Raw genomic sequence first — 15,249 nt, forward strand, 5'->3', positions numbered from 1 at the left:
GTACATTATAATATAAAAGCAGGAGCCTGTTAAGAGAAACGGCATACAATCAGCAGGAAACGATTGTTTGATAACCGGTATTCTAATGGTAAGATGCATGTCATACAGGTATCGCTATGCTTATCTATCGGATCGATGAAGCTGAAAGCAGCCGCCATGCACGTACGCTCACAACAAAGCCTGACAATCTATCGTCACCTGTGAACATCTGGGTCGCTGTTTGCATGCTCGTATGACACCTTTGCTTATTTGCTGGTATCAGAATAGGATGAATCAGCAGCAGAGCATAAACGATTCGGATGTAAAAAAACGAAGATAACTGGTATCTCCGTCTTTTCACATACAATTTTTATTTTGCGTTGTCCTTAGCGTTCTTCGCCGCATCCATCAGACTTTTCACATTGATGGTGCAGCCAGCCAGAACATCGTCGTTCACAGGATATCCTGCTTCGTTCATTTCAACCTTGTCCAGACCGTTTTTCTCAATGTAATTCTCCAGGAATTCCACCTGCTCATCCCATTCTTTTTTTGCTTTCTTGCTAGCGGCCTTCATTCCATATTTGTCGCCAAGCTCTTTTTTGGATTTTCCCTCTTTTGTTTCGTCAAGATTGATGGCAACGACATCATCACCCTGTACCGTGATTTCAGCAGTCGCGTAGTCTCCATTCTTGTCTTTTGCGGATTCACCGTTTCCTTTTTTCTCAGGCTCGGAGTTACCGCCGCAGGCTGCTAGTAACACTGTCATTGCTAGTAGTACTGTGAGTTTTTTCATTGTAATATTCTCCTCCATGTGGCTGTATGATTACAGCGTTTCGCTTTGTCCCTCATCGTATGATATGATGCTGGCAATCCTATGGTAACAGAAATGATAAAGAATCGTCAACCGTTTTGCTCACGATTTCACAAGTTAATATTTTCCAATCCCCATCAAAAGTCAAGAATCGCATGGATCGCCTTGTTCCAGCCATGCAGACAGGCAGCTCTTTGCTGTGGATCCATCTGTGGTGTAAAGCGTCGTGATACCTGAAACTGGGAACGGATTTCTTCCTTGGATTTCCAGAAGCCCATGGCAAGCCCGGACAGATAGGCTGCCCCCAACGCGGTTGTTTCACTGATGGTGGAGCGTACAATGCATGTATCGGTGATGTCACTTTGAAATTGCAGCAGATAATCGTTACGGCTGGCACCGCCGTCCACCTGCATCTGTGCGATATCCAGACCACTGTCCTGCTTCATCGCCTGCAGCACATCATTGGTCTGATATGCCAGAGATTCCAGCGTAGCGCGTATGATATGCTCCTGTGTCGTTCCTCTGGTCAACCCAAACATACCGCCCTTCGCCTGCGGCTTCCAATACGGAGCTCCCAGACCGGTAAAGCTCGGTACAACGTACACGCCATCACTATCTGCAACCTGCAGAGCACGCTGTTCACTTTCTGTACTGCTGTGCAGAATCTTCAAGCCGTCCCGAAGCCATTGTATGGCAGCTCCAGCAACAAACACACTGCCCTCCAAAACATAATCCGTTTCCCCCTTGATTCTCCAGCCGACACAGCTGATCAATCCATGGGCAGAATGAATCGGACGCTCCTTTGTATTCATCAACAGGAAGCAGCCGGTACCGTATGTGTTTTTTACGTTTCCCGCATCGAAGCAGGTCTGCCCGAACAAGGCTGCCTGCTGATCACCGATCAAGGCTGCAATCGGAACCGGATGATCAAACACACCGGAGGTCACCCCGTATACCTCACTGGAATCACGTATTTCCGGCAGCATGCAGCGCGGAATATTCCATAGCCTGAGCAGCTCATCATCGTATTGCAGCGTTTTCAGATTCATCAGCATTGTGCGGGATGCATTGGATACATCGCTGATATGCTTTGCCCCCTTTGTCAGCTTCCACAGCAGCCAGGTATCCATCGTGCCAAACAACAGCTCTCCTTTTTCCGCACGTGCCTGCGCGCCTTCGACATGATCCAGTATCCAGCGGATTTTACTTGCAGAGAAATACGGGTCCAGACGCAGACCGGTTTTCTCGCGAATCATCTCCTCCAGCCCTTCCTCCTTCAGCTTTTGGCAATAGGTGTCCGATTGCCGGGATTGCCAGACGATGGCAAAATAAATCGGCTGACCGCTTTCCTTATCCCAGACAACCGTCGTCTCCCTTTGATTGGTAATACCGATCGCAGCAATCTGTGTATCCTTTACACCGGTTTTTGCCAGCACCTCGAACATAACACCAATCGTACTTGCCCAAATATCATTTGCATTTTGCTCCACCCAGCCGGGATGCGGATAATAATTTTCCAGCTCCTTTTGTGCAACTCCCACAATATTGCTGGCTTTATCAAACAGAATGGCGCGGGTACTTGTCGTTCCCTGATCAATCGCCATAATATAGGATGTCATATAAGCTTCCTCCTTTGTCATTTTCCTAATTATAACACAAAATGATAGCGGTTTACATACATTCCCAGACTCCTTCCACTCTTTTTGAGATAACAGTATCAACATCATTTCCTAGTCAAAACCGATAAGACGACAGCTTCCTATACAAACAACCAGCTGCTTGTTTACTTGCAGGGCGTAAAGCAAAAGAAGAGCATTTATATGCTCTCCTGTCGAATCGTTTCCATCAGATTATCCTTCTTCATCGCATGCAGTGCCATCCGCATGCTCGCAAACAGCAAAGCCGCCAGCAGAAGGATGATAAACAGCAGTCCCTGCCATGGAATCGTGAAGGCAAAGGCGAAATTATGCTGCAGAATGGCGTATACTCCGTAAAGAATGAACAAAGAAAGCGGTATACCCAGCAGCATGGTTCTGCCCAGATATTGCAGAATTTCCGTACGGAGCATCGCATGAAAGGCACGCGGTGTGATTCCGATAGATTTCAGCATGGCGAATTCCCGTCTGCGCAACGCAATCCCCGTGGAAATCGTGTTATAAATATTGGCTGAGCTGACCAGAAGAATCAACACTACAAAGCCATACAGGAAGACATTCAGGAACAGGGACAGCTGGTTCTGCCGCTCCTTCAATGCCCGAATATTGCTCTTGAAGATCGTCCCGGACGGATGCTGGGACTGCAGCTGCGTCAGCTCGTTCTCCAGTGCATAGGGCTGAGAGGAGCGATACTGAAAGTTCATCGACAGCATGTCCTCTGTGATATGCAGCTGCTTTTTCAGCGCCTGCATGGACTGCTCATTCGTGATCAGATAGATGGTGTGCAGCTCATCGACATTCGCCGGCAGAAACCACGGATGCACCTCACTGACTGCCGCAATATTTACTGCTGTCTCATAGGTTGCATCCTCCCTGCCAACCTGCAGCGTCATTCCCTTCTGTGCATCCTTCAGTAACCGGTAATCGGTATAGGTATTCTCCTTTTTATAGGTCAGCTTATTTAACAGAATTGCTTGCACAGCTTCACCTGTAGCGTCTTCTATGGATGCATTGGCCTGCTTCGCATAGCGGGAAAAGCTCTCACCATCCAAAGCGATAACCTGTAGACTCAGACGCTGTCCATAATCCAAACGCTGCTGGAGCTGCTTACTGTAGGCTGCGTCTGAATGATCCTGCAGCGTTACGCTTTCCATATAAAGAAACGCATCACCATAGGAAAGCTGTGAAAGCTGTTTTCGTATTGTTTCCTTTTCCTGCTGTTTGTAGCCACTCATTCCTCCTGTTACATCGGCTGGAATTTCCCCCTGTGCCATCGAAAAGGCCTGCGCAATAAAGGTGGAGAAGCTATAGGCTGTCATAAAGAGAACCATACTGATAATCAGCGAAAACAGGGTTGCATAATAGCGGTGTCTGCTTCGCTTCATATTTTTTGCGCCAAGCTCTGCGGAAAAGCCAAAAAATCGGCGAATCCAGCGTGTTCCTCGCACATCCTTTGCCCGTATACTGACATCCTGATTCTGCCGCAGCGCATCGATTGGCGTGATACGGGATGCGCGTCGTGCAGGAAGCCAGGCACTGATCAGCAGGACGATGGAGGAAAACAGAACAGAAACCAGCACACTCTGCCACGTGATGACAAGCTGCAGCTTTACGGTAGCTTCAAACATTCCCTGAATCAGCGGCTGAATACAAAGGAAGGTGAGTCCGATACCTGCATATCCACCCAGCATACCGATTGGAATGGCAATACTTCCAATCACAAAGGCTTCAAAGAAAACGGAGGAGCGCTTCTGTTTTCGCGTGGCCCCTATGCTGGCCAGCATTCCCAAATAACGGCTGCGCTGGGAAAGTGAGATGGCAAAGGCATTGTAAATCAGCGATATAGAGCCGATCATAATGATGAGGGAGACAATTCCCGTAGCAAGCGTAATCGTTGTCATAAAGCCGTTGTCATCGTTGATACCGTAAAACATCAGCAGGGTGTTGTTGGGATTGATATGCACATCGCGCAAGCCGTAATCCTCTGCAAGCTGCTGCGCATCCTCATATATAGCCGCAGTGCGCTCCCTCATTGTAAAGGAAATCACATACCGGTTGTCCACATCTCCCTCATTTCCCTGAAACGGCAGATAAAAGGCATAATTCTGACTCCCGAAATGCACCCTTCCATCATCTATGATACCGGTGATTTGAAAGGTCCGCTCTCCAGTTTGATGAAAGCTTTTATCGGTTGCATCCGCCACATTCCATTGTGAGTACGTCCGCTTGCCATCCTCCTGTATCGTATAACCGATCGGCAGCGTGATACTCTCTCCGATTTCCCACGAGGTACCGCTTGTCTCCATAAAGCTTTCCGACAACAGAATTTCATTCTTATGCCGGGGGAGCTTTCCTTTTACCAGCTGCAAGGCATTCAGATGCAGGTGCTCCATATCATAGACCTGAAGCTGTATGTATTTTCGCTTTGTATCCTTTACGTCCTTGAGATATGCATAGGTGTCCTGATAGGAAATCAGACTTTCCTTTACACGGGCATCCTGTACCAGCTTCTCTGCCTGTTTGGCGGGAACATCATAAAATTCCATTTCAAACTCACCAAAATTGGCACGGGCATTGCGCAGCATCAGATCCTGAAAGGATTGCGCGATAACGGACACTGCAGATATCATGGCAACGGACAGGATAACGCCAAAGATGGTAACCATCGTTCTTCGCTTGCTGGCCTTCATACATTTCCATGTCACCTTCTGTATGATATTCATCGACGAATCACCTCATCACGTACAATGTGACCATCCTCAATTTTTAAAATACGATCCGCCTGCAAAGCGATGCTTTCATCATGTGTGATGATGATCAGTGTCTGGTGCAGCTCATCGTGCAGGCGTTTCAGCAATTCGATGATTTCTCTGCTGTTGGCACGATCCAGATTACCGGTCGGCTCATCCGCCAGTACGATTGCCGGGGATGCCATCAATGCACGGCCGATGGAAACGCGCTGCTGCTGACCACCGCTGAGCTGACTGGGCAGATGGTGTAATCGTTTCTTCAACCCCAGTGCCTGCACCAGCTTGTCCAGCTGCTGCTCATTGACTCTGCGATTATCCAGCAACAGGGGAAGTGTCATGTTTTCCTCCACATTCAGCACGGGAATCAGATTATAAAACTGATAGATAAGACCGATCTGTCTTCTGCGAAAAATCGCCAGTGCGGTTTCATCGAGCGCATACATATCCTTGTTACTCACATAAACCCTTCCGCTGCTTGGCTGATCCACACCGCCCAGCAGATGCAGCAGCGTGGATTTTCCGCTCCCGCTCGGCCCCACAATGGCGACGAATTCGCCCTGCTCCACACGGAAGGACACATCATCCAGTGCGCTCACCTGCGCCTCCCCCTGTCCATATCGTTTCGATAAATGCTCTACTCTTAAAATTTCCATAAGCTACCTCCTCCTCTTTAGCATATCGTACTTTTATGACTCCTTCGTGATGGTGCACTTACAAAATTGTCACATCCTTGTATATGCGAATGAGAAAGCAGGCTCCCTGCTCATTGGAAAGCGCCTCGACATCGCCATTTTGCTGCTGGAAAACTGCCTTGCTCATGGCAAGACCGATTCCCGCACTGTCCTTGAAGGCATGCCTGCCTCTGTAAAAGCGTTTGAATATATGCGGCAACTCGTCCGCAGGAATCCCCTCTCCGCCATCCTGAATGCGGATACAGGTATGCAGTGGATTGTCCTGTACCGAAATATGAAGAGCTCCCTGCTGCGGTGTATGCTCTACACAGTTTTTCAGTATATTCACCAATGCCTCCACGCTCCAGCGAACATCCACTATCACACACAGCGCTTTATCACAGACAAGCGTACAGGTTTGCTCCTTCAGCTCCATCAGAATCTGCAAAGGCTCCAGACTTTCCTGTAAAAGCTGATACACTGATATTTGCTGCGGATGAAACTGCAGCACCTGCGCATCGATCCGGGACAGCTTCAGCAGCGTGGAAACCAGCCACTCAATACGCTTGAGCTGCTGGCGTAAAGCATCCACGAACTGATCATGCTGCTCCTTGGAGAGATGCTCATCCTTCAGCAGCTCACTCATCACCATCATCGAGGTCAGCGGTGTTTTCAGCTGGTGGGAAATATCCGAAAGGGAATCAGCAAGAAACAGCTTATCCTTTTGCAGACTCTCCTTTTGCAGCTGCAACGTGCGCGTGATTTTGTAGAGATCACTATGCAGTATGCTAAGCTCCCCTTCCTTGTATTGCGGGATATCAAGAGCGCCGTCCCCCTGATAAACCTGCTGCAAATACATCGACAGCGTTTTCAGCTGTGTATACCGGTATTGGCTGAGTAGCAGATATATCCCCAGTAGCAGCCCCTGGGAAAACAGCGCGATAAGCATGGCGATCGAAGAAATCTGTAGCAGGAGACAGGCGGTGATGAGCATAACAGCAAGGCTGATCCAAACAGCAATACGCAGCTCCCGATTACGCAGCATGATGCAGCTCCAACCGGTATCCCATTCCCCGCACCGTCACAATGATTGTCGGATTTTGCGGATCGCGCTCCAGCTTTTCACGAAGACGTTTGATATAAACGGTCAAAGTATTGTCATTGACAAAATCACCGGCAACATCCCAAATCCCCTCCAGCAGCTGTGAACGGCTGAGCACCTGCTGCGGATGATTGACAAACACCATAAGCAGGCGGTATTCCAGCGCTGTCAGGAGCACCTCCTCCTGCTCCTTGTATACCTTTCCCTGTTTCGGATAAATGCTGAGATACTGGATCTGAACAATATCCTCCTCCTGCCGGTGATAGCGGCGCTGTACGCTTCGCATCCGACTGAGCAGCTCATTGATACGAAACGGCTTTGTAATGTAATCGTCACCACCCATATCCAGCCCCATCACGACATTTCCCTCATCATCCAGCGCAGTCAAAAACAGTACCGGCACATCCTGTCGGCTTTTTGCATATGTACAGATATCGTATCCACTGCCATCGGGAAGTCCGACATCCAGCAGAAGCAAATCAAATATCTGCTGATCCAGCTGCTGCAGTGCCGAATGCTTACGGTCGCACCACACTACCTCATAGCCTTCCTTTTTCAGTGTGTAAACAAGCCCCATCGCAATGGCCTGGTCATCCTCAACAAACAGCAATTTCATAAGCACCCGCAACCTTTCCTTTTCTGTATTATAAAAAATAAATACCGCCCTGTCTATGTCTGTGACAAAACTGTCACAATCAGGCAGGCTGTAAATATTTCCAATTCCATGTATTCGCAGAAAGCGATGCACATCAAGAAATCAGATGTCTGTCAAAGCAAAGGAATCAAGCGCATATGCAGCTAGATGCGCAGGGTAAGGCGATTGCTTAATACGCTATGACTTTTTGAAAATCGAGACTTCTTAAAAAACGGGATACGGCAATTCAACGGATGCAGTCATTTATCACATGCGCAAGCTTTTAAACAGCTTTGCCAGATAAGCAAGGCTGCTTTGTACGTTTTTATTCTTCGAATCAAGGTTCCTATCTAAAAAAACAGACAGCCGCCTGCTTTACGTAAACAATGATTTGTTTGATAAAGCCGAGTAAACTGCTATGCTTCCTGAACATGGCAAAGATCTTTTCCGACTTTTATCCATTCAAAGCCACACGTACAGAAGCAGTCCCCTCAATATCATAAGAAGCCTACTGCATTGTGTGTATTTCATGTAGGATACATTCATTGTAAATGCACTTCGGCTCTTGTACTACGTGAAAAGACACAGGATTCTATATGCAAGCATCCCTGCAGCGTTTCACCAACAGCATAAACGTTGATTCCCTGCATTCTGTTTATCCTAAACGAAAAACCACACCTGCCTCTTTCTTGCTTCAGGATATATATAAAATATTCATTGCGGTTAACATTTTCGTTTTTTCGTTGGGTTTCCTGCTAGAAGAATTGATGAAAAAAAGAGAATTCAATTTCCAATGAACAAATACAGTCATTTTGAATTCTCTTATATTCTAAACATCCAGAATCGAGTAAGCGCACTATGCTTTCCCTATCCGTTTTTCCTTTGCGCCTGATACCTTGCATACAGCAATGTATTTCTCAGCTGCGATACAGGTGCTTTCTGTTTCTGATTTCCAGCTTCCAGCGACAGCAGTCATTCAGATGCAGCAGCATATGACGGGTTGGCGGCATTAAAAGAATACCGGCAACATCCTTTTTCCCCCAGAATTCTAAAAGCCATAAGGAATCCGGATGCTCACAGACACCCCCGCATAAACGAATCCGTGCAAGATCATGCTGTGAAACATGACGTTTCATATCCTCAAATGTGAGCTCCTGTACAAGCTGTCTGCTCCTGCATCCGACTGCATTTCGATAAGCCAGCAGCTCCCGGATACAAACCGTTTTGCTAAACTCCATGATGTCATCATCTGTCAAGGCATTGCCTGTATCCTCCAGCTTGGTATGCAGTCGCTGCTTCCACTCCGCATTCCATACCTGCTCCTGCCTCGCCACCAGCATATTCATTGTCAAATCCTCGATACGTGCGATATGCCAGATTACCCAGGCGATCGTTTCCGCCTTACTCGTCGGCATGATTGCATATTCATACTCCTGTAAATCTTGCAGAAGAGCATCTACCTCATTACAGGGCATTTCGGAAATTGCGGATGAATGCAATGCCGCATGAATGGAAAGAAAAAGCTTCTTCGCTGCATCCAGCTCCTGTTCCTTTCGAATGATATGCTGCAGCCTTTTATGCTGTTCACTCAATCCTTCACCAAAATATTTCATCCGCTATACTCCCTTTCCACGTTTCAAGTCGCTGCTTCCTATGCAGCTTTCAGCTCACAGTAATGTATTCAGTATTCCCACTCACAGATTCCATTTAAAGAGAATGCCTTTTTTTCATTATATCATTCGCATGTCCGATTTTAAACCTTAAGCCAATGCGATATAGCTTTATTCGCATATGCATTGCAGCATAGTGACATGCGCATTCTGTGACAAGACAAGCAGTGAAAATAATTGTATACTGTTATCATAAACATAGATACGAAGGAGGGAATGTATGGATATACAGCAGGACAGCACGCACATCCCGCATATCGAGGATTTTAGCGCCCGCATCCATAACCAACTGTTTGAGAAATTCCTGCAGTCGATGAAGGCCGTCTATTCCTGTGAACCGCAAATGGAATTCAGCAAATGCGCATGGGAATACGGATGGAATATGAAATTCAAAAAAAGGGGCAAAACGCTTTGTACCCTGTATGCGCGGGAACAGTATTTCACGCTGTTGATCGTCGTCGGTAAAAAAGAAGCACCGTTTCTGGAAGCGCTGCTGCCGCATCTCGATGTTGCACTGCAGGAAATCATTCATGAAACAGCAGAAGGCAACGGACAGCGCTGGCTAATGATAGACGTAGAGGATGAAGGCGCCCTGTATCAGGACATCTGGAAGCTGATCGCCCTACGTGCAGGCTGCTATGATACTGCAAGGTCTGACTGAAAAAGAATGCTATACAAAAGGCATGGATTCCTTTTTAAAAGATTCCATGCTTTTTATCCTGTTTAGTGATTTAGGTTTTCTGTATCCTGCGCACAGGAAACTGGATTTCTGTGAGCCAGTCCTCCTCACTGTCCTTATTCCAGATACCATCAATATATGATTCTCTTTGATGACCGATAATCTCGTAGCCGCTGTCCTCGATGAAGGAAACGACAGCACGATATGCCAGCGGCAGTGTGCGGTACGATCCCTTATGCATGACGCAAGCAGCAAGCTCAACTGCCGGCAGCTCTCGAAATTTCAAATCACCGCGATCCTCTTTCATTTCGGTAACCGCCTCACAGATTTCCGCCTCCACATCCTGATCGCGATATTCGTCATCATAATACACGGTAAAGCAGTACTCCGGCTCCTTACATTCACAACCAGCCTTTTCCATTTCCAGCCCCATATCCGGCATTTTATAAAACAAATCCGCGTAGCTGTCGAGGTGTACCCGCATACTGGCAATCGTTACCGCTGGCAGTGATTTCAAAATCACACGGTAATCATCATCCAGATGTCCTCCAATCAGGTAGCCTTCCACGCGTGCCAGCTTTTCGCTTGCTTCCGCCATGATTTTCAGCAGCTCCTGTTTTCTTCTCCGTAATAGCTGTTCCTGCGATGCTCCGTTACACACCTGGCGTATTTCCTCCAGAGAAAATCCCATATCCCGAAGAGCCAGTATCTTATGCAGCGGCAGCAGCTGATCGGATGTATAGTAACGATATCCGCTATCCTCATCCACATAGGCAGGCTTCAGTAAACCGATTTCATCATAATGTCGCAGTGTTTTCACCGTAATGCGGTTCATTTGTGAAAATACACCAATCCGGTACAGCTTTTCCGATAGATCCTGATGACAGAAAAATTCTTTATTCATAATGGTGCCCCGCCTTTCTTAATCCCATTTAAATGATACTACAGAAATGATACAGCCGACAACTGCGAATACAATCAGAAGGGCGACAGATATCCATATCTCCTCACTCCATGTATTCAAGGAAACCGCCTTTAACAGCTTAATACCATGTGTTAGCGGCAGGACATTGCATACCTTTTGTACAGCATCCGGAAACAGCTCAAAGGGAATGGTCGCGCCCGATAAGAACAGCATGGGAAAATAGACGAAGGTTGTGACGACGTTCGCAATTTTCACCGTTTTGCATAAGCTGGCCAGAATCATGCCGATGCTGTACATGGACAGCATGACCAGCAGAAATGCACCTATGAAAAGGAATGGGTTTCCTTCCATCCGATATCCAAAGCCGAAGACTGCCAGCAGAGAAACCAGAGCTGCTGAGAAGAATGCCGTCAGCATGCCAATCACCACCTGAACAGACAGAATCATAAGCGGACGAATCGGTGTCGCAAAGAAATGCTTCAGAATTTTCTTATCACGGTAATCTGCAATCGTCAGCGGCAGCCCCATAAAAGCCGTCGCACAGATTCCCACCGTCAGCAGCGACGCAAATGCGCTCTGTAAAAAGGAATAATCTGCACCGCCTGCGGATTGTGAACCGGCAACGACTGCAATCAGAAGCAGCACGCCGATCGGCATACCGATTCCGAAAATGATGCCATCCGGACAGCGCAGACTCAGCTTCCCTTCCACCTTTAAAAATGTCAGAAATCGTTTCATATGTTCACTTCCTCCTCACTGTACCATAAATACGCTTCTTCCAGGTTTTCATAGGGACTGTTTTCTATAAGCTCTTCAACACTACCCTCACATAATTTTCTGCCCTGTTTCAGAATGAGAACCCGGTCACATAAATTCTCGGCCTCCTCCATATAGTGCGTCGTCAGAAAAATCGTCATTCCCTTTTGCTTCAATGTTTTCAGAATATGCCATACCTCGCGGCGGGCAGCTACATCCAGACCGGTCGTCAGCTCATCCAGAAAAATCACCTGCGGATTTGGAATCAGTGCTACGACAACGGAAAGCTTTTGCCGCTCACCTCCTGACAGCTGTTCTACCTTCTGATTGGTGAATGCTTCCAGCTGAAACTGCTTCAGGAGCATGTGATAGTCTGCAGGGTCATGATACAGAGCCGCGGTTTCCTCGCATACCTCACAAACGCGAATGTTGTTTGCGTGTGCCTCATGCTGCAGCTGAACTCCGACATGCTCAAACAACGTTTTTCTGTGTTTGGCTGCATCCTGTCCCAAAATACGGGCACTACCGCTGTCCGGCTTTGTAAGTCCCAGTATACAATCAATCGTTGTACTCTTGCCAGCACCGTTATGCCCCAGCAGGCCGAACACCTCTCCTGCGTCAACGGAGAAGCTGAGTTTGTCAACCACCGCTCTTCCGTTATATGTTTTCGTTAAATTTGAAACCTCAATACTTTTCATTGCCATTCCTCCTTCCATGTTCAGCTTACATGCTCCTGTAGGGGGAGAGTCAACAGATTTTTGACAGGAATTTTTTTCCTATGGAAAAAGCAGAAAAAACACATATAGCTGCAAAGGGCTCCTACATGTGATTCCACTTTTAGCTTATATGTGCTTCGTTCTATAATTGGTGTATGTCTGCTTTAGCAAGCTTCTGCTTCCTGCTGCAACTGCTGCTCCTCAAGCAGCTGCTCTGCAATTTGCATCGCATGAATCATTGGCTCATAGCGATTAAAATTGGCTGTTTCCTTTTCATATTTACTTTGTGCCTTACTGCATTTTCTGATGATAGAGCGAACCGGCTCTATGGCAGAGGCGAATTCCTGAAGGGGAATTATTTTTGCATTCTCATCCGCAGTACGCATTTGCAATGACAGCTTTTCTTCAATCAGCTGCTTTGCCACATGCATGGAAAACAACCGATTTTTCAATAAGGTATGCTGCGAGGTACCTGTTGCGAATTTTCCTTCCATGTTCTCACATTTTCTGATAATCGCCACGATTTCCTTATGCGCAGATTCCAGCTGCTCCTTCGTAATGTTTCTCATCTTCTCCTCCTGTGATTGCTTTTTTCTTTTGTTTCTGTAGGTTGCTGCTTTATTACGCACAGTGTACTTATTACGAAGCACGTTTTTGAATTATGATATTTGATGTTATCCATGAGATTGCAAACAAAAGCAAGGAAGAACATAACAGAATCTGAAGAAACATATCTGCATAATCCATCAGCTGAATACCAAACAGCATCAGCAGCTTGCTGGCAAGATATACAGCTCCAAAGGAAACAAAACCGCTCATCATCATGGATACCTCCATTTTCTCGCCCTTATTGTAATAGGTGGCAGGAATAAAGACAGCTGCAAAGCTCAATGCCAGTGCAATGCCCATTGAGAATCCCTGCCACATAGCAAACCGGGTTCCCAAAGTGGTAATTCCCATTGTAAATTGAATCACATAACCGTACACAACGGTTATCAGGAAACCGATGCCCGTAAACGTCAGATATGCGAAATAACGAGCTGCCACAACATTGCGGAAGGAAATGGGAAGAACCCGGTAATAGTCGTACCATTTGTTCTGTGCATCCATCTGAATGCATCCCATCACGCTCAATCCGAAAAAGGTGGGCAAGATCACAATTAGAATCGCTCCAAAGCCTTTCCAGGTAGAAAATCCGCCAATGATGAGGGCAGACAGTAGTAATGGCTTCCAGCTGGAGGCTAAATAATACAAATCCTTTCGTATCAAACCAATCATATCTGTTCTCCTTTCACATACAGCAGCATAATATCATCCAGTGTTGCGCGCTCAACAATACAGTTTGAATATTTATGTGCAGCTGCCTCGCGATTTTCGACAAGCACCACTGTTTCATAAGGCTGTTTGCGGTAGCGAATAATATCATCCGGATCTAGCTGTTTAAAATCTTCTTCCCGGCATTTCATGATGCCATATTGATAGATCAATTCATCCTTAAGAGCAGACAGTACAAGCTCTCCATTATGAAGAAATGTAATATAGTCAGCCACCTTTTCCAAATCGGTAGAGATATGGGAGGATATGAGGATAGAATGATGTTCATCCTGAACAAACTCCATGAATACATCCAGGATTTCATCCCGCATGACGGGATCCAGACCGCTTGTTGCCTCATCAAGTATGAGAAGCCGCGGCTTGTGGGATAATGCAATAGCAATCGCTGTTTTCATTTTCATACCACGACTGAATTCTTTAATACGCTTTTTATCGGGTAATGCAAACTGTCGTTTGTATCTTTGAAAGGTTTCACGATCCCAGCTTTTATAAACATCCTGTAAAATTTTTTCCGTCTGCTCAATACTGAAGCTGTCATAGAAATCACTGATATCGAAAACGATACCAATTTCTTCGCGCAGTGCCAGATTGTCTTTATCCATTTGCTGTCCAAGAACCGTAATCTCGCCGCTGTCCCGCTTTACCAAATCCATAATACAATTAATAAGAGTTGATTTGCCTGCGCCGTTTTCACCGATGACTCCCATAATGGTTCCTTCCGGCAGTGTAAAGCTAATATCCTTCAGCTGAAAATTCTCATATGCTTTTGATACATTTTTTAGCATAAGTGCATCCATAGTGATACTCCTTCCCTATCCTTCATCATAAAACATCGTAAGCAGCTCCGTTAATGTTACAAGCGATATACCATTTGACCGTCCGATTTCTGCGGCTTCCTGCAGCTTTGCCTCCGCCAGACGCAGCTGTTCCTCACGAATAAATTCTTTGTTCTGTGAGGATACAAAGGTACCACGACCCGCAGCACTTTCGATAAAGCCATCCCGCTGCAGGTCCTCATACGCTTTTTGTGTCGTAATAACGCTGATATGCAGATCCTTCGCCAATGCACGCATGGATGGAAGCGGATCGCCGCTTTTTAATTCTCCGCTCATTATGGCATGCTTAATCTGTGAGGTTATCTGTTCATAAATTGGTTTTGTGGTATGATTACTGATCAGTATTTGCACAAGGCCACCTCCATTGTACTTCGATGTACTTGTTGTACATATACATTATAATACACTTATCAGGATTGTCAATACAAGGGTTAGAATTACAAGCTCCTTATAGGACTGAATACTGGATATAACAGCTTACCTGATGAACATGGATAATATTTTCCCATGTTTATCATGAGGAAAGGGGCTATGTTTACCCGCTATGCACATCGGCTTACCTCACAATGATTTTGAGAAAAAATAAAAATGAGATTGCTCTCATTTCAGATTGTTGACAAAAGCCTATACCTTTTCGTAAGGACATAGGCTTTTTATTGTATATAGGCAATTTTCGAAATGAAATTGTCTTTTTTTGTATATTTTGAAGGATATATTGAATTTTTTGATG

At 46.2% G+C, this 15,249-nt stretch carries 15 protein-coding genes; 1 reads left to right on the forward strand and 14 read right to left on the reverse strand.

From position 1 onward, the window contains the following. Positions 1-349 precede the first annotated feature (349 nt). The 7 genes from NE665_RS18915 to NE665_RS18945 form a co-directional block, all read right to left on the reverse strand. Positions 350-772: a hypothetical protein gene (locus tag NE665_RS18915; RefSeq protein ID WP_117442268.1), complete on the reverse strand. Its 423-nt coding sequence runs from the start codon at positions 770-772 to the stop codon at positions 350-352. 155 nt (positions 773-927) lie between these two features. After that, complete coding sequence (glpK, locus tag NE665_RS18920) at positions 928-2,409, reverse strand: glycerol kinase GlpK (protein WP_117442269.1); 1,482 nt, start codon at positions 2,407-2,409, stop codon at positions 928-930. 197 nt (positions 2,410-2,606) lie between these two features. After that, positions 2,607-5,168, reverse strand: coding sequence for an ABC transporter permease (locus tag NE665_RS18925; RefSeq protein ID WP_117442270.1), 2,562 nt, complete (start codon positions 5,166-5,168; stop codon positions 2,607-2,609). After that, positions 5,165-5,848, reverse strand: coding sequence for an ABC transporter ATP-binding protein (locus tag NE665_RS18930; protein ID WP_117442271.1), 684 nt, complete (start codon positions 5,846-5,848; stop codon positions 5,165-5,167). The genes NE665_RS18925 and NE665_RS18930 overlap by 4 nt, the downstream gene beginning before the upstream one ends. Before the next feature lie 58 nt (positions 5,849-5,906). Then, entirely contained in the window at positions 5,907-6,911 is a 1,005-nt protein-coding gene (locus NE665_RS18935; RefSeq protein WP_117442272.1) for a HAMP domain-containing sensor histidine kinase, read from the reverse strand. Next, positions 6,901-7,584, reverse strand: a complete 684-nt coding sequence (locus NE665_RS18940; RefSeq protein ID WP_178759865.1) for a response regulator transcription factor — start codon at positions 7,582-7,584, stop codon at positions 6,901-6,903. Before NE665_RS18940 ends, NE665_RS18935 begins: the two co-directional genes overlap by 11 nt. Before the next feature lie 935 nt (positions 7,585-8,519). Further along, on the reverse strand, positions 8,520-9,215 hold the full coding sequence (locus tag NE665_RS18945) for a DinB family protein (RefSeq protein ID WP_117442275.1): 696 nt from the start codon (positions 9,213-9,215) through the stop codon (positions 8,520-8,522). Positions 9,216-9,492: 277 nt separating this feature from the next. Here NE665_RS18945 and NE665_RS18950 point away from each other — a divergent pair, with 277 nt between their 5' ends. Then, on the forward strand, positions 9,493-9,933 hold the full coding sequence (locus NE665_RS18950; protein WP_117442276.1) for a DUF3788 domain-containing protein: 441 nt from the start codon (positions 9,493-9,495) through the stop codon (positions 9,931-9,933). A 70-nt stretch (positions 9,934-10,003) separates the two neighbouring features. Here the strand turns inward: NE665_RS18950 and NE665_RS18955 are convergent, their stop codons facing one another. The 7 genes from NE665_RS18955 to NE665_RS18985 form a co-directional block, all read right to left on the reverse strand. After that, entirely contained in the window at positions 10,004-10,855 is an 852-nt protein-coding gene (locus NE665_RS18955) for a MerR family transcriptional regulator (protein WP_117442277.1), read from the reverse strand. An 18-nt stretch (positions 10,856-10,873) separates the two neighbouring features. After that, the gene (locus tag NE665_RS18960; protein ID WP_117442278.1) at positions 10,874-11,614 is read right to left on the reverse strand and encodes an ABC transporter permease; all 741 of its coding nucleotides are present in this window, start codon (positions 11,612-11,614) and stop codon (positions 10,874-10,876) included. Beyond that, positions 11,611-12,330, reverse strand: a complete 720-nt coding sequence (locus NE665_RS18965) for an ABC transporter ATP-binding protein (protein WP_117442279.1) — start codon at positions 12,328-12,330, stop codon at positions 11,611-11,613. The genes NE665_RS18960 and NE665_RS18965 overlap by 4 nt, the downstream gene beginning before the upstream one ends. A gap of 182 nt (positions 12,331-12,512) precedes the next feature. Further along, complete coding sequence (locus tag NE665_RS18970; RefSeq protein ID WP_117442280.1) at positions 12,513-12,917, reverse strand: hypothetical protein; 405 nt, start codon at positions 12,915-12,917, stop codon at positions 12,513-12,515. A gap of 70 nt (positions 12,918-12,987) precedes the next feature. Next, on the reverse strand, positions 12,988-13,626 hold the full coding sequence (locus tag NE665_RS18975) for an ABC-2 transporter permease (RefSeq protein WP_117442281.1): 639 nt from the start codon (positions 13,624-13,626) through the stop codon (positions 12,988-12,990). Next, positions 13,623-14,480, reverse strand: a complete 858-nt coding sequence (locus NE665_RS18980) for an ABC transporter ATP-binding protein (RefSeq protein ID WP_117442282.1) — start codon at positions 14,478-14,480, stop codon at positions 13,623-13,625. The genes NE665_RS18975 and NE665_RS18980 overlap by 4 nt, the downstream gene beginning before the upstream one ends. Before the next feature lie 15 nt (positions 14,481-14,495). Next, a complete protein-coding gene (locus tag NE665_RS18985; protein WP_117442283.1) occupies positions 14,496-14,870 on the reverse strand; it encodes a GntR family transcriptional regulator in 375 nt (124 codons plus the stop codon). Positions 14,871-15,249 lie beyond the last annotated feature (379 nt).

This window comes from Clostridium sp. DFI.1.208, from assembly GCF_024463855.1.
GTDB lineage: Bacteria > Bacillota_I > Bacilli_A > Erysipelotrichales > Erysipelotrichaceae > Clostridium_AQ.

Excerpts from the sequence above, each read along its gene's own strand:
- NE665_RS18980 (WP_117442282.1), bottom strand. The coding sequence starts at position 14,480 with ATGGATGCACTTATGCTAAAAAATGTATCAAAAGCATATGAGAATTTT.
- NE665_RS18975 (WP_117442281.1), bottom strand. The coding sequence starts at position 13,626 with ATGATTGGTTTGATACGAAAGGATTTGTATTATTTAGCCTCCAGCTGG.
- NE665_RS18915 (WP_117442268.1), bottom strand. The coding sequence starts at position 772 with ATGAAAAAACTCACAGTACTACTAGCAATGACAGTGTTACTAGCAGCC.
- NE665_RS18940 (WP_178759865.1), bottom strand. The coding sequence starts at position 7,584 with ATGAAATTGCTGTTTGTTGAGGATGACCAGGCCATTGCGATGGGGCTT.
- NE665_RS18930 (WP_117442271.1), bottom strand. The coding sequence starts at position 5,848 with ATGGAAATTTTAAGAGTAGAGCATTTATCGAAACGATATGGACAGGGG.
- NE665_RS18950 (WP_117442276.1), top strand. The coding sequence starts at position 9,493 with ATGGATATACAGCAGGACAGCACGCACATCCCGCATATCGAGGATTTT.
- NE665_RS18945 (WP_117442275.1), bottom strand. The coding sequence starts at position 9,215 with ATGAAATATTTTGGTGAAGGATTGAGTGAACAGCATAAAAGGCTGCAG.
- glpK (WP_117442269.1), bottom strand. The coding sequence starts at position 2,409 with ATGACATCCTATATTATGGCGATTGATCAGGGAACGACAAGTACCCGC.
- NE665_RS18935 (WP_117442272.1), bottom strand. The coding sequence starts at position 6,911 with ATGCTGCGTAATCGGGAGCTGCGTATTGCTGTTTGGATCAGCCTTGCT.
- NE665_RS18925 (WP_117442270.1), bottom strand. The coding sequence starts at position 5,168 with ATGAATATCATACAGAAGGTGACATGGAAATGTATGAAGGCCAGCAAG.
- NE665_RS18960 (WP_117442278.1), bottom strand. The coding sequence starts at position 11,614 with ATGAAACGATTTCTGACATTTTTAAAGGTGGAAGGGAAGCTGAGTCTG.
- NE665_RS18970 (WP_117442280.1), bottom strand. The coding sequence starts at position 12,917 with ATGAGAAACATTACGAAGGAGCAGCTGGAATCTGCGCATAAGGAAATC.
- NE665_RS18965 (WP_117442279.1), bottom strand. The coding sequence starts at position 12,330 with ATGAAAAGTATTGAGGTTTCAAATTTAACGAAAACATATAACGGAAGA.
- NE665_RS18955 (WP_117442277.1), bottom strand. The coding sequence starts at position 10,855 with ATGAATAAAGAATTTTTCTGTCATCAGGATCTATCGGAAAAGCTGTAC.